This is a genomic window from Micromonospora sp. NPDC049523, from assembly GCF_040676775.1.
Classification (GTDB): Bacteria; Actinomycetota; Actinomycetes; order Mycobacteriales; family Micromonosporaceae; genus Micromonospora_G.
The window spans coordinates 22,541-36,556 of the sequence record NZ_JBFAPP010000035.1; the positions used below are offsets into that span (position 1 = coordinate 22,541).

A 14,016-nucleotide genomic window follows, 5' to 3' on the forward strand; every position below is an offset into this window, starting at 1 on the left:
AGTTGCCATCCATGACCGACCTGACCACGGCCGCCGCCGACTCGTTGCTCCGCTCACCCCTGAACGAGCGGCACGCCGCGCTGGGCGCCAAGTTCGCCGCCTTCGGCGGCTGGTCCATGCCGCTGGAGTACGCCGGCGGCGGGGTGCTCAAGGAGCACACCGCGGTCCGTGAGGCGGTCGGCGTGTTCGACGTCTCCCACCTGGGCAAGGCGCGGGTCACCGGTCCCGGTGCGGCCGACTTCGTCAACGCCTGCCTCAGCAACGACCTGGGCCGGATCGGGCCCGGCCGGGCCCAGTACACGCTCTGCTGCGACGAGGCCACCGGCGGCGTGGTGGACGACATCATCGCCTACCTCTACGGCGACGAGCACGTCTTCCTCATCCCGAACGCGGCCAACACCGCCGAGGTCGTCCGCCGGCTGCGCGCCGCCGCGCCCGCCGGGGTCACCGTCACCGACGAACACCGGGCGTACGCGGTGCTCGCGGTGCAGGGCCCGCGCTCGGCCGACCTGCTCGGCGCGCTCGGCCTGCCGACCGAACACGACTACATGAGCTTCTCCACCGCCACCCTCGCGGTCGGCGACGGCGAGCCGGTCGAACTGGTGGTGTGCCGCACCGGATACACCGGCGAACACGGGTACGAACTTGTCGTACCCGAGGCCGGGGCGACCGCGGTCTGGGACGCGCTCTTCGCCGCCGGTGAACCGTACGGGCTGCGGGCGTGCGGGTTGGCCGCCCGGGACACGCTGCGTACCGAGATGGGCTACCCGCTGCACGGGCAGGACCTGTCGCTGGAGATCACCCCGGTGCAGGCCCGGTCCGGCTGGGCGGTCGGCTGGAACAAGCCGGCCTTCTGGGGCCGGGACGCGCTGCTGGCGGAGAAGGCGGCCGGACCACGCCGGCTGCTCTGGGGCCTCGCCGCACAGGACCGGGGCATCCCGCGCCCGGGCATGCGGGTCGTCGCCGGTGACACCGAGGTCGGCACGGTCACCAGCGGCACGTTCTCGCCGACCAACAAGTCCGGCATCGGGCTCGCCCTGCTGGACACCGCCGCCGGGCTGACCGAGGGCGCCACCGTCGAGGTCGACGTACGCGGCCGCCGCTCGGTGATGAAGGTGGTCCGGCCCCCGTTCGTGCAACCGTCGGTACGCTGACCGCCGTTCGACCGCCCCGGACCGGCTCAGTTGTGCCGGCCGGAGTCCAGTACGGCCTGGGTCCAGCCGCCCTCGACGACCGTGCCCCGGTCCAGTAGCGCCCAGTCGACGACGTCGGCGGTCGCGATCACGACCGGGGCGCCGATCCGGACCGCCGGGTCGGCGACCGCGTCGCAGGCGCTGGTGCCGTGGATCAGGTCCGGCCGGTGCCAGGAGTCGACACCAGCCCAGACGTACTCGGGGCCCTCGGCGGTGACCAGGCCGTACTTGATCAGCAGTTGCAGGTCCCCGGCCAGCGAGCCGCCGACGAACCGGTCACGGACACCGGCCAGGCCGGCACGGGCGGTGGCGACGGCCCGCGCCATCGCGTCGTCGCTGCGGTCGTAGCGGATGTCGGAGCGGGGAGCGCCGAACAGGGTGGTGCAGACCCCGGCGAAGTAGCGGCTGGGCGGGCCCTGGTGACCGATCGGCGGGAGCAGGGTCAGGAACGAGTCGGCCTCGGGATCGGTGGCCGGGTCGAGTTCCAGCCGCAGCGCGGCCGGGCCGGCGGCGTCCTGCTGGCGCGGATAGCCGTACGCGACCGCGATGTCGTGGTCGGTGACGGTGGTGACCACCGGCAGTTGCACGAACGCGGGCACCTCGATCCCGGACAGCCCGTCGGTCCAGGTACGCAGCAGCCGGCGAGCGACCCCGGTCATCACCGCACCCCAGCCCCGGGTGAGGTGCCCCGGCACCTCCTGGGCCTGGAGTTCGAGCAGGCCGAACCGGCGCAGGCCCTTGGTGGTGAACCAGAGCCCACCCTCGGCGGTCGAGTACGGCACCAGCACCCAGTCGACCAGCCGTACCCGGCCCTCGGCGTCGGGCAGTGACCGCAGCGCGGTGGCCGGGTCGAGGAACTGCAGGCCGAACACGTCGACCAGGTCGCCGCCGACCGCGTCCGCCATCGCCGCGCCGACCGCCCGGGCAGCCCACTCGTGTGCCGGCGGCCAGCCCGGCCGGTAGCTCGCTTGGATCACCACCAGGCTGTTGGCGGCGTCGAGCCGGGCGAGTTGTTCGTCGGTGGCGCCGAACGCGGTGAGCAGGTCCGGCGGCAGGTGCGGGAACTCCGACACCGGGCGCAGGTCGACCGTCATCAGCGGGCTGTCCAGCATCTGCCGGGTGAGGTCGTGGACCAGTTCGGTGACCCGGTCGCCGAGTGCCGCCATGGCCTGGGCCGGGGTCACCTCGGGCGGGGTCGAGACCGGTACCAGGTAGGTCGCGGTGAGCGACTCCGGTACCGGCAGAGGCAGGAAATCGTCCGTGATGATCATGACGTGCCCCGCTCGCCGAAAAGTAGTGATTCTCTTTCGCGAACGCTACCGAAGATGGCGGGCCGGATCAGCCGGTCAGCACCAGACCGAGGTAGACGAGCGTGGTGACGACCTCGACCTGGGCACCGAGCACGTCGCCGGTGATCCCGCCGAACCGCCGTACGGTATGGCGCAGCAGCACCAGCCCACCGGCCAGGGCGAGGCAGACCACGACCGGACCCTGCCACGGGCGGCCCGGCACCGCCGCCACCGCCACGCCCGCGACGGCGACGGTGGCCACCGCCAGCGGCAGCCGGGCGACGGTCCCGGCGACCAACGCGCCCAGCCCCTCCGGCCGGGCCGCCGGCACACCGCGCCGGCACGCCCAGCTCACCGCCAGCCGACCGGCCGCGCTCGCGGTGACCACGCTCGCCAGCAGGGCCGGCCAGCTCCGTTCCGGCAGCGCCGCGAGCACGCCGACCTGGAGCAGGAGTACGAGAACGAGCGCCGCCACCCCGAACGGCCCCACGTCCGGCTTCTTCATGATCTCCAGCGCCGCCGGCCCGGACCGGTACGACCCGAGCGCGTCGACGGTGTCGGCGAGCCCGTCCAGGTGCAGCCCCCGGGTGAACAGCGCCCCGGCGGCGACCGTCACCGCCCCCGCGACCAGCGCCGGGGCACCGGCAGCGGTCGCGCCGAGCAGGATCGCGGCGAGCGCCGCACCGAGCAGCGCACCGGCGGCGGGAGCGAGGATCATCGCCACCGCCGCCGTCTCCCGGTCCACCCTGCCCGTACGCAGCGGCAGGGTGGTGAACGTGGTCAGCGCCAGCCGGGCGCCGGCCGGAAACCGGTGTTCAGGCACCGCGCGAGGCGCCGTCGCCGGCCCACGCGTCGAATTCCCCGGTCCGCGTCCCGCTGCCGTCGGCATCGCGGTCCGGATCGGTCGGGTCGGGCCGGGTCGGGCCGGGGCCGGCCGGTTCCGGTTCGTCGAACTCGCTGTCGTCGGTGGTGCCGTCCCGGCCGGGCTCGGCCCCGAAGCGCTGTTCGTCCCCGTCGTCCCCGTCCGGCCGTTCGTGCCGGCCCGGCTGCTCCTCGCCGGCCGGCGACTCGTCCTCCGGCTCGGCCCAGCCGCTGGGTGCCAGCGACGGGTGCCCGCCCACCGACCCGGCCAGGGTCAGCGCCGTACGCAGCAGCGGCAGGGTGGCCAGCGCGGTCGCCCCCTCGCCCAGGTCGAGCTTCAGGTCGAGCAGCGGGGTCAGCCCGAGCACGTCGGCCGCGAGCCGGACCGCCGGATGCCCGCCGTGGTCCGGCAGCAGGCACCAGTGCCGGGACTGGCCGGCGAGATCACGGCTCACCATGCCGGCGGCCACGCCGACCGGGCCGTCGAGCAGCACCGGCGTACGCCGGGCGGTCGCGCCGAGCAGGATGCCCGCCGCGATCGCCACGTCGCCGCCACCCAGCTCGGCCAGGATGTCCTTGGGACCGCGCGGACTGCGCCGGCTGCGGTGCAGCGCGTCGCGTACGGTCGCGCAGCGCACCATCCAGGCCGCGTCGTCCACCTGGCCGCCGGGGCTGATCACCCGTCCGAGTACGGCAGCCGGCTCGGCACCCGCGGTGGCGGCGAGCACGGCCGCGGTGGCGGCCTCGGTGCCGGCGCCGCAGGAGGCGAGCACGATCACCTCGACCCCGTCGTCCACCGCCTCCTCGGCCAGCCGCCAGCCGTAGCGCAGGGCCGACTCGACGGCCTCGGCGGTCAGCGCCGGTCCGTCCTCGATCGGTGCGGCGGTCGGCGCGTCCACCACCTGCAGGCTCGCGCCGACCTCGGCGGCGAGCCGGGCGAGCGGGCCCTTGCCGGCGCGCGCCTGGTCGGCGCGGCGGCCGGACTCGCCCGCCGTGGCCCCGGCGGCGGCCCCACCGTCGTGGTCACCGTGCAGCAGCAGTACCCGTACCGCCCGCCACGGGCGCGGGGTCGGGGTGCCCTGGGTGCCGGCGGCGAAGCCGACCACCCGTTCGAGGTTGCCAAGCCCGGCACCGGGCAGGTCGAGCGTGGCGAGCCGGTCGATCGCCTGCGGACCGGCGTACTCGTCCGGCATCGGCAGGTCCATGCCGGTCTGGATGACCAGTCCGGTGGCGACCATCGGCAGCATCATCGTCGGCGCGGACCAGGGTGAACTGTCGACCGGCGGGGCTGGTTCCGGCTCGGGCAGGTGCGGCGTGAGTACGTCCGGCGACGCGACCCTGCTCGCCACGTCCGGCGCGGTCACCGGCTGTTCCGTCGCGATCTCGGTGCTGGCCGGTGCGCTGCGGCTCGGGCCGGACTGGCTGGGTACGACCACGTTCGGCTGGGCCGGGCCGGGCTTGAGCCAGGTGGGCTGACCGGCCACCACCAGGACCACCGCGTCGCAGACCTCGGCGACCACCTGGTTCGTGGTGCCGAGCGCGTCGGTGAACGCCCGCCCGATGGTGGTCGTCGGCACCAGGGAGAGCCCGACCTCCGGGCTGACCAGCACCAGCCGGGCGGTGCAGTCGCGGATCGCGGCGGCGAGTTCGGCGATGGTCACGCGGTCGTCGGCGGGCTGGTGGACCGGGTCGAGCAGTACGGTCACCCAGCCGCCGAGGTCGTCGACGAGCAGCGTGTCGTCCGGGGCGGCACCGGCGATCAGTTCGGCCAGCCGGGACGGGTCCTCGGCGGTCTCCTCGGTCGTCCAGCCGGCCGGACGGCGCAGTTGGTGCGCCTCGATCCGGGCCGCCCATTCCGGGTCGTCCGGTTCGGCCTGCCGGGCGGTCGCGACATAACGGACAGCGGTCGTGTCGCGTACGAGCGACTCGGCGAACTCGGATTTGCCGGAGCGGATCCCGCCGAGCACGAGAACCGTGTTCCAACCGTCAACGGACATGTCCGTACCTTAGAGCGCCCAGCCGGAGATTCGCCTGTGAGGTAGGTGCAGCATCGGCGACAACCGCACCCCGGCGGCGAGCTATCCCGGTTCGTGCCCTATCCGACCGGTCCGGCGGCGGCCCCGGATGTTGTCGGGGCACCCGGCCGGTCTGGGCGCGACGCCCAGCGGGTCAGCATCGGAACCACCCAACCGGTGACGACGAGGACCCCGCCCAGCACCGCCCAGCCGGCGCTGCCACCGTCGATCAGCAGCAGCGTGAGCAGCACCGGACCGGCGGCCTGGGCCAGGCCGTTGATCAGCCCGTGCACCCCCTGGTACTGGCCGAGAGCCGAGGGGTCCGCGAGGTCGTAGGCCAGGCCCGTGCTGGCGGTCCCGTGGTAGAGGTCGCCGAGGGTGTAGACCACCGTGGCGAGCAGCAGCAGCCCGACGGCGGCACCGGGGCCCAGTCCGGCCGACGCGGCGTAGAGCAGCATCGCGACCGCCAGCACCAGCCCCGCCCGTCGCATCGTCCGGGCAGCCGCAACCGCCCCCTGCGCGTCGTGGCTGATCCGTACCCCGAACAGCACGGTCAACGCGGCGTTCGTGACCAGCACCGCGGCGATCACCGCCCGGGGCACCCCGGGCTGGCCGGCGATCCAGATCGGCAGCACCAGGTTGAGCACCACCTGATGCACCGAGATCACCGAGGCGGCGGCACTGACCGCGACGTACCGCAGGTCACGCAGAGCCGCCCAGCCGCCCGAGCGGGCACCGCCGGGCGTCGGCGGGAGTGCGGGCAGTCGCATCAACAGGCCCGCCGAGATCAGGTACGTGACCGCGTTGCCGACCGCCAGCAGGGCGTACCCGGTCCGGGTGTCGGCGGTCAGCGCGAGCCCGGCCAGCGCGGCACCCACGCTGACCCCGACGCTGGCCACCGCCCACAGCGTGGCGAACGCGCGGACCCGTCCCTGCGGACCGGCGACCGCCGCGACCAGCGCCGCCCGCACGGTCAGGTTCCCGGTGACCAGCAGCGCGTCGAGCACCGCCACCACCAGGAACGCCGGGAAGGAGTGGACCAGCAGGTACGACGCCGCGACCACCGCCTGCCCCACCTGCAGTACGGCACGCAGCGCACGCGGGTCCCACCGGTCCGCGAGGTGCCCCAGCGGCACGGTGGCGCAGAGCCCGACCAGACCGGCGATCGTGAGCCCGAGACCGACCGAGGCGGCGGAGAGCCCCACGCCCCGGGTCAGGAACAGCGCCGCCCCGGCACCCCAGAGCCCGGTACCGACCGTGTTGGCAAGGGTGCCCCAGGCCAGCGTCCGCAGCGGTCCCGCCGGGGGAATCGGCGACCAGGCCGCACCCGTCCGCCCCCGCACCCCGCGCCTCCTCCCGCCCACCCTTGCCGGACGCTAGCGCGCTCCCACAACCACCCGGCGGGCAGCGGCCCCGCTGCGGGCGATCGACGGCCGCCGCCGGACGGCTAGGCTGGCGGGGTCCGTCGGGGACATCGGTGAGGGGAGACGCAAGATGCCGTGGAGCTGGCGGTACGAGGGCACGGACGGCCAGGCGGTGAGCGGGCCGGACGAGACGTTCGGCAGCCAAGCCGACGCCGAGTCCTGGATCGGCCAGGCCTGGCGTGAACTTTCCGCGTCCGGGGTGACCACGGTGATCCTGCTGGAGGACGAGCGGGTCGAGTATCGGATGAGCCTGCAACCGGTCGCCGAGTGAGTCTGATGGGCTTCGAACACTCCGGCCGCGAACGGCTCGTGCTCGGGGTGCCCAGGGAGGCGTTCCGGCCGAGCCCCATCTTCCTGGCCCTGGTCGCCCTCTTCGTGACCAGCGGCGTACTGAGCTGGAACCAGTTCGGCAACGTCCGGTTCGACGTGTTCCTCTTTGTCGTCTCCGGCTGGCTGGTCTCCCTCTGCCTGCACGAGTACGCCCACGCGATCGTCGCATTCCGGGCCGGGGACCGGGGAGTGGCCCACCGCGGCTACCTCACCCTCAACCCGCTCAAGTACAGCCACCCGCTGCTGTCAATCGTCTTCCCGGTGGTGATCGTGCTGCTCGGCGGCATCGGCCTGCCCGGCGGGGCGGTCTGGGTCGACCACCACCAGATCCCCGGACGGCTGCGGCACACCCTGGTCAGCCTCGCCGGGCCGGCGACCAACGTGCTCTTCGCCCTGGTGCTGGTGCTGCCGTTCGCGTTCACCCTGGACGTCGGCGCGCACCCGGAGTTCTGGGCCGGTGTCGCGCTGCTCGGCTTCCTCCAGCTCACCGCGAGCGTGCTCAACCTGCTGCCGGTGCCGGGGCTCGACGGCGGCAACATGCTCTACCCGTGGCTGTCACCCCAGTGGCGGCGCGGCTACGACCTGATGGCCCCGTACGGCTTCCTGCTGCTGTTCGCCCTGCTCTGGAACCCGCGGATCAGCAACTGGTTCTTCTCGGTCGTGTTCACCGTCGGCGACTGGATCGGGCTGCCCAGCCCGCTCTACGCCGCCGGCTACGACCTGATCCGGTTCTGGCAGGACTGGATCTGACGGCAAGCTGCTGTGGCGGCAAGCCTGCTGTGACGGTCTTCCGTGACGGCGACCCGGCACCCGCACCGAGGAGCGGGTGCCGGGTCGGCACGACTACGGGCGGGCCGGGCTCTTGGTCTTGGCCGGGTCCCGTTCGGTGATCGGCCCGACGATCTCGTCGATCGCCTTGAGCAGGTCGGCGTCGAGCTTGACCCCGGCTGCCTTGACGTTGTCCGCGACCTGCTCCGGGCGGGTCGCGCCGACGATCGCCGACGACACGTTCGGGTTCTGCAACACCCAGGCGAGCGCGAGCTGGGCCAGGCTCAGCCCGGCCTGGTCGGCCAGCGGCTTGAGCTGCTGGACGGTGGTCAGCACCTCGTCGGTCATGAACCGGGCGATGGTCGACGCCCCGGACTTCTCGTCCGTGGCCCGGGAACCGGCCGGCGGCGGCTGACCGGGCAGGTACTTGCCGGAGAGCACACCCTGTGCCATCGGCGAGAAGACGATCTGACCGATGCCGAGTTCCTCGCTGGCCGGCACCACCTCGCCCTCGATCACCCGCCACAGCATCGAGTACTGCGGCTGGTTGGAGACCAGGTGGATCCTCAACTGCCGGGCCAGCTCGTACGCCTCGCGGATCTCGTCAGCGCGCCACTCCGACACCCCGATGTAGAGCGCCTTGCCGGAGCGTACGACGTCGGCGAACGCCTCCATCGTCTCCTCGAGCGGCGTGCTGTAGTCGTACCGGTGGGCCTGGTACAGGTCGACGTAGTCGGTCTGCAACCGGCGCAGCGAGCCGTTGATCGACTCCAGGATGTGCTTGCGGGACAGACCCCGGTCGTTCGGGCCGGGACCGGTGGGCCAGTAGACCTTGGTCAGGATCTCCAGCCCCTCCCGGCGCTGGCCCTGCAGGGCGCGACCGAGCACCGACTCGGCGCGGGTGCCGGCGTACACGTCGGCGGTGTCGAACGTGGTGATTCCGTGGTCCAGAGCGGCTTGGACGCAGGCCAGGGCGGCGTCCTCCTCGATCTGCGAGCCGTGGGTGATCCAGTTGCCGTACGAGATCTCGCTGACCTGGAGACCGGAACGGCCAAGGTGTCGGAAGTCCATGCCTGAACCCTAACCGTTGCCGATATCGTTTCAATGATCGACTAGCCGGGCCGGAATCTACCGTTTCGACGCCCCCGCCCGGTGGCCGTCCGGTGCGAAGCGGCGAAAGCCGGTCGTGCGAAACCCGATCAGAGCACCGGCTTGGTGTCCGCCAGCAGCCGGTCGATCTCGTCCATCACGTCGTTGCGGCTGGGGTGGACCGGGTCGATCAGCAACTCGCCGCGCCGGTCGAGTGCACCCCACTGGCCGTCCGGGGTGGCGATCAGGAACGCCACCGGGTGGATCACCATCGCCGGGTACGCCGGTGACACGATCACCCGACCGGTCCGGTCGACCACACCCTTGCGCCCGCCGAGGTCGACGATGGCCAGACCCTCGTCGGTGAACCCCTCGACGTAGCGGCCGTCGGTCAGGGCGGTCGCGAACGCCGCGTACCGGGTCGGCAGGACCTCCCGGCCGGTCTTGTCGACCGCACCCCAGCCGCCGCGCCGGATCGCGGCGATGCCCCGGCGGAACGGCCGTACGTCGTCGCAGCCCTGCCCGATCACCACCTGGTTGTTCTTGTCGACCGCGATCCAACCGCCGGTGCCGTCACGGGAGACCCACGCCAGTCCGTCGGCGAAGGACCCGACGCCGAGGTAACCGGCGTTCGCACCGATGAGCAGCTCACCGGACTCGTCGATCAGTTCCCAGGCGCGGGCTTCCGGCCGGCGTACCCAGGCCACCCGGTCGTGGAACGGCTGGGCGTCGGCGTAGCTCGGCGCGATCGCCGACTCGCCCTCCGGCGTGGTGTAGCCCCAGCGCTGCATCCGTTCGCTGAACGTCGGCACCGGCGGCCGGTGCACCTGGAGGATCTCGTCCCGGTCCCGGGGGTACGGCCCCCAGCCCTGCTGCGCCACCTTGCTGAACACCGCGTCCAGCGCGAGTTCGGTGCGCGCGATCAGGTCCGGGTCCTCGACCTTACGCAGCTCCAGCGCCTTCTCGAAGTGGTTGCACGCCTCGATGTACCGGCCCTGGTCGTAGCAGGACCGGCCGGCGTGCTCGTGCATGGTGGCGCGCAGCCGGTCCGGCAACTCCGACGAGTTCGCCTCCTCGAACAGCCGGTCGGCCTCGGCGAAGTCGCCGCGCCACTGCAACACGTGCGCCAGCCGGGCCTGGGCGATGGCGATCCGCCGCAGCTCGCCGGTGGCCTCCGCGTGCCCCAGGGCGAGCTTGCCGTCGGCGAGCGCCTTGCCCAGGTCACCGAGGATCCGGGAAACCACCGCGCGCAGGCTGAGCAGCCGTGCCCGGGTCCGGTTGTCCTGCGCCGGATCGACCTTCTCGGTCAGCCGGTCCCGGATCGCCCGCAACTCGTCGGGATCCTCGACCAACTCCCGCAGGGTCTCGTGGTGGAACCGCCACCGGTACGCCGACAGCACCTGCTCCGGGTCCGGCGGCGGAGGTTCGGGCGTCTCCTCCTCCGCCGGAGCCTCGTCCGGTGTCGGCTCCTCCGGCGAGATGATCGGGGTGAGCATGGTCGGCGCCCGCAGTGCCGTGGCGGCGCCCGCCGCGGGGCCCTCCGGAGCGGGCAGCACGGTGTCCGGGCTGGCCTCGGCAACGGGTGAGCCAGGGGGAGTGGTGGCAAGCGGCGGCCCCGACACCGGCACCGGGTCCTCCGGCAACGGGCCGTCGGCCGGGTACCCGTCGTCGCTGGGGCCGTCCTCGTCGAGCGGACCCGACGGCTGCGTCCCGGCGTCGCCCGTACGCGCGGTCGTCGGGTTGTCCGCTGCCTGCCCGGTCCCCGGTCCGGCCGGCTCACCGTCCGCGGTGGACGATCCGGCAGCCGGCTCAACCGGCGCCGCTGTCGCCTGTTCCCGCACACCACCGCCGGCCGGATCCGCCGATACCAGATCGTCGACAGGACCGGCCGGTACGCCGGACCCGCCGGCTGTCGCCGCAGTGGCGTCGACCATTACCGCGCCGCTGCCGATTGCCGGTTCTCCGGCTGGTGTGCCGACACCCGTTGCCGGCTCGCGAGGAGTATCGACGCCGCCCGCCGATTCACGGGGCGCGTCGAGGGCTGCTGCCGACTGGCCGGGGGAGCCGACATCCGTAGCCGATCCGCCGTCGAATGTCGGCTCGGTGCCGCCGCTGGACGACGCCGTGTCGGTGCCCCCGGTGGCCGATGCCGTTGCCGTGGTGTCGCCGTGCCCGGCCGGCGCGGCGCTGTCGTGCGTCTGGACCGGAGCGGCGGGCGGCCACGGAGCCGGGCCGGACGTCGTGGGCGGGGTGGACGTCGTGGGTGGGCCAGACGTGGTGGGCGGGGCGGACGTCGCGGGTGGGCTGGACGTCGTGGGCGGGGCGGGGGTCGTGGACGACGCACTGGAGGGTGATGGGGCGGCAGTGGGGGTCGTGACCGCGGCAGGAACCGGTACCGGGTCGGCCCCGGTCGGCTGTCCGGCGCCGGACGTGCCGCTCGGGGTCGGCTGCGGCGACTCTGCTCCGACCAGCGAGCCCGACGCCGACACGGCGGGTCCGGCAGACGGTCCAGCGGCGGCCTCGGTCTCGCGGCCCGCACCGGTATCCACTGCCGCGGCCGGACCCGGCGACACAAGCTCTCCCGATCCCGATCCCGATCCCGATCCCGATCCCGATCCCGATCCCGATCCCGTCTTCGACGTCGACCCGGTAGCCGGTGCTGGGGCCGGATCGAGCCGTACCAGCGGTGCGGCGGGCTCGACGGGCGGAGCCTCGACCGGCGGGGGCTCGACGGGCGCGGGGCGGGGCGGGGGTGGTGGTGTCGGTGCGGTGAGGAACTCCAGGCGCAGTCCGGCGGCCGGAGGAGCGGAGACCGGCGTACGCGGCGGCTCGTCGTGCGCATTCGGCCCGCTCGGCGAAGCGGCGTGGGTGACTGCCTCGTCGTCGGCCGGCGTCGGCAGCCAGCCCGAGGTGGCGTCGCGGCCCTTGGCCGGTTCGCCGCTGCGCTCGGACGGTACAGGTTGTTCGTCCGGTGCCGGTGCAGGCTCGGGAGCCTGGTGTCGCCGTTCGCGCTTCGGCGTGAACAGGTCGGCACCGCTCGGCAGTGGCTCGTTCGCTGCCGGCGGACCGGACGTGGGCGCGGCGGTCTGGTCCGGTGCCCGGTACGGCGGCACCTCGGCCAGCGGCCAACCCTGCCCGGGCGGCACCTGGCCGTGCCGCCCCTGCTCGACCGGCCGGTCCTGGGTGGGCCTGCCCTGCTCGACCGGCCGCTCCTGGCTGGGCCGTCCCTGGTCGAACTGCCGGTCGTGTGCGGGCCTGCTCTGCTCGCTCGGCCGGTCCTGATCCGGGTACTCGACGGGCCTGCCCTGGCCGGGCCGTCCCTGGTCGAACTGCCGGTCGTGGGTCGGCCTGCCCTGCTCGATCGGCCGGTCGTGGGTCGGGCGGCCGTGCTCGATCGGCCGGTCCTGCGTAGGCCGCGTGTGTTCGGCTGGGCGGTCGGGCCGGGTCGGCGTGCCGGGGCGGCCGGCGGCCGGGCCGGGGTCGGCCATCGGCGGGCGACCGGTGCCGGGCTCGGACGGCCGGTAACCGTCGCGCGTCGGCGGCGCATCCCGGCGTACGGAGGGACCGCGGTCGGGGGACCAGCCGCCGTCCTGCCCCGGCCCGGTCCAGCGGTCCTGCGGCGCCACGGGTTCCCGGTCCGGACGGCCGGTGTTCGGCGGCTGCCGACGCGGTGGCTCGGCACCGGGCGGGTAACCCGGCTCACCCCGGCTCGGCCGCTCGACCGGGCCGTCGCTCCGGCCTGGCCGGGGAATGCCGCCGGGGCCGATCGGGACCTGGGCGTCCGGTCCGGACCAGCCCCTCGGTTGGGTACGGCCCGATCCCTCGGAGTCGACGAAGCGGCGCTCGGCAGACGGCGGTCGGCGGCCCGGCAGTGCCTGGGTTTCCTCCGGCGGGGAATCCGGTCGCCAACCGCCGGGCCGGTCGTACGGCGCAACCGGACCCGGCCCGCTCCACACCGCTTCCGGTGCTGGCCCGCTCCACGCCGCCTCGGTGCCCGGCCGGTACGGCTGGCGCTCCCGTACGTCCCGGTCCTGCTCGTACGTCTCGTGCTCGTACCCGGCGGGGCGGCCACGATCCTGCTGGTACCGCTGGTCAGGTCGGTCGGTCGACCGGTACTCGCCCTGCCCGGGACCACCCGATCCGCCGCGACCGGCGCCGCCGGGGTGCGCGGGACTGGTCGGATGCGCGGGGCTGACCGGGTGCGCGGGGCTGACCGGGCGAGCCGAACCGACCGGGTGGGCCGGGCTGACGGGGTGGGCCGGGCTTACCGGACGAGCCGAACCGACCGGATGGGCCGGGCTGACCGGATGGGCCGGGCTTACCGGATGAGTGGGGCCGACCGGGCGCGCGGGGCCGACCGGACGAGCCGGCGGCAGCGGGCCGCCCCAGTGTTCGGCCCGGTCGGGTGCGGACGGTGTCGCTCCCCAGCCGTCCTGGGCCGGACGCCGGCCGTCCACGGTCGGATACTGCCCCCGCTCGGCCGCCTGCCCGTAGCCCGAGGTCGCCTGGCCGTAGCCCGACGGCTGACCCTGCCCGCGATCGGCACCCTGGATCGGCTGACGGTCGTGCTGCGAGGAGTCGTGCCGCGAGGAGTCGTGCCGCGAGGGGGAGTCGTGCCGTGAGGAGTCGTGGCGTGAGAGGGAGTCGTGCCGTGAGGAGTCGTGGCGTGAGGACGAGCCGTGGTCGGAGGGCGGGCCATGCCTCGAAGGTGGACCGTCGTCGGGCTGCTGACCGTACCGGGAGGGTTGGCCGTGTTCCGACTGCGGACCGGGAGCGAACGGCGGGCGGTGACCCCGGGAGCCGTGGTCGGACGGCTGTCCGTGACCCTGGGTCGGGACACGACCCGCCTGCTGGCCCGAGAAATGGGACGGGTTCGCCTCGTCGGGGTGCGACGATGGTCCGTCGGGCGGGTAGACACCGGCCCGACCGGACACGACCGACGCACGGCCGCTGGCCGAGCGTTGCGGTGGCCGCTTCGGTCCGGGGTCGCCCGGATACCGCTGGCCGGGGAAGGCGGCCTGCCACTCCGTGGTCGGCTCGCCCATCC

9 protein-coding genes are annotated in these 14,016 nt (G+C 74.0%); 3 read left to right on the plus strand and 6 right to left on the minus strand.

Features of this window, described 5'->3' with window-relative positions:
- The first annotated feature begins 11 nt into the window (after positions 1–11).
- On the plus strand, positions 12–1,154 hold the full coding sequence (gene gcvT, locus AB0J90_RS33375; protein ID WP_363602882.1) for a glycine cleavage system aminomethyltransferase GcvT: 1,143 nt from the start codon (positions 12–14) through the stop codon (positions 1,152–1,154).
- Between the two features lie 26 nt (positions 1,155–1,180).
- On the opposite strand, the gene AB0J90_RS33380 is transcribed toward gcvT, so the two are convergent.
- The 4 genes from AB0J90_RS33380 to AB0J90_RS33395 all read right to left on the minus strand — a co-directional run bounded on the left by AB0J90_RS33380 (position 1,181) and on the right by AB0J90_RS33395 (position 6,701).
- On the minus strand, positions 1,181–2,464 hold the full coding sequence (locus AB0J90_RS33380) for a DUF2314 domain-containing protein (protein ID WP_363602884.1): 1,284 nt from the start codon (positions 2,462–2,464) through the stop codon (positions 1,181–1,183).
- 67 nt (positions 2,465–2,531) lie between these two features.
- Positions 2,532–3,305: an adenosylcobinamide-GDP ribazoletransferase gene (locus AB0J90_RS33385; protein ID WP_363602888.1), complete on the minus strand. Its 774-nt coding sequence runs from the start codon at positions 3,303–3,305 to the stop codon at positions 2,532–2,534.
- A complete protein-coding gene (locus tag AB0J90_RS33390) occupies positions 3,298–5,340 on the minus strand; it encodes a bifunctional adenosylcobinamide kinase/adenosylcobinamide-phosphate guanylyltransferase (protein ID WP_363602893.1) in 2,043 nt (680 codons plus the stop codon). Before AB0J90_RS33390 ends, AB0J90_RS33385 begins: the two co-directional genes overlap by 8 nt.
- Positions 5,341–5,438: 98 nt before the next feature.
- Positions 5,439–6,701 carry an MFS transporter gene (locus AB0J90_RS33395; RefSeq protein WP_363602895.1) on the minus strand — a complete coding sequence of 421 codons (1,263 nt, stop codon included), beginning with the start codon at positions 6,699–6,701 and terminating at the stop codon, positions 5,439–5,441.
- Between the two features lie 151 nt (positions 6,702–6,852).
- On the opposite strand from AB0J90_RS33395, the gene AB0J90_RS33400 reads away from it, so the two are divergent.
- Together AB0J90_RS33400 and AB0J90_RS33405 are read left to right on the plus strand one after the other, a co-directional pair.
- Complete coding sequence (locus tag AB0J90_RS33400) at positions 6,853–7,053, plus strand: hypothetical protein (RefSeq protein ID WP_326556643.1); 201 nt, start codon at positions 6,853–6,855, stop codon at positions 7,051–7,053.
- Positions 7,054–7,058: 5 nt separating this feature from the next.
- On the plus strand, positions 7,059–7,862 hold the full coding sequence (locus AB0J90_RS33405; RefSeq protein WP_363602900.1) for a site-2 protease family protein: 804 nt from the start codon (positions 7,059–7,061) through the stop codon (positions 7,860–7,862).
- Positions 7,863–7,955: 93 nt separating this feature from the next.
- Here the strand turns inward: AB0J90_RS33405 and AB0J90_RS33410 are convergent, their stop codons facing one another.
- Both AB0J90_RS33410 and AB0J90_RS33415 read right to left on the minus strand, forming a co-directional pair.
- Positions 7,956–8,951 (minus strand): aldo/keto reductase family protein, encoded by a 996-nt coding sequence (locus tag AB0J90_RS33410; RefSeq protein ID WP_363602905.1) that lies wholly within the window; start codon positions 8,949–8,951, stop codon positions 7,956–7,958.
- Between the two features lie 128 nt (positions 8,952–9,079).
- Entirely contained in the window at positions 9,080–13,426 is a 4,347-nt protein-coding gene (locus AB0J90_RS33415; RefSeq protein WP_363602908.1) for a tetratricopeptide repeat protein, read from the minus strand.
- Positions 13,427–14,016 lie beyond the last annotated feature (590 nt).

Excerpts from the sequence above, each read along its gene's own strand:
- AB0J90_RS33405 (WP_363602900.1), top strand. The coding sequence starts at position 7,059 with ATGGGCTTCGAACACTCCGGCCGCGAACGGCTCGTGCTCGGGGTGCCC.
- gcvT (WP_363602882.1), top strand. The coding sequence starts at position 12 with ATGACCGACCTGACCACGGCCGCCGCCGACTCGTTGCTCCGCTCACCC.
- AB0J90_RS33410 (WP_363602905.1), bottom strand. The coding sequence starts at position 8,951 with ATGGACTTCCGACACCTTGGCCGTTCCGGTCTCCAGGTCAGCGAGATC.
- AB0J90_RS33400 (WP_326556643.1), top strand. The coding sequence starts at position 6,853 with ATGCCGTGGAGCTGGCGGTACGAGGGCACGGACGGCCAGGCGGTGAGC.
- AB0J90_RS33380 (WP_363602884.1), bottom strand. The coding sequence starts at position 2,464 with ATGATCATCACGGACGATTTCCTGCCTCTGCCGGTACCGGAGTCGCTC.
- AB0J90_RS33390 (WP_363602893.1), bottom strand. The coding sequence starts at position 5,340 with ATGTCCGTTGACGGTTGGAACACGGTTCTCGTGCTCGGCGGGATCCGC.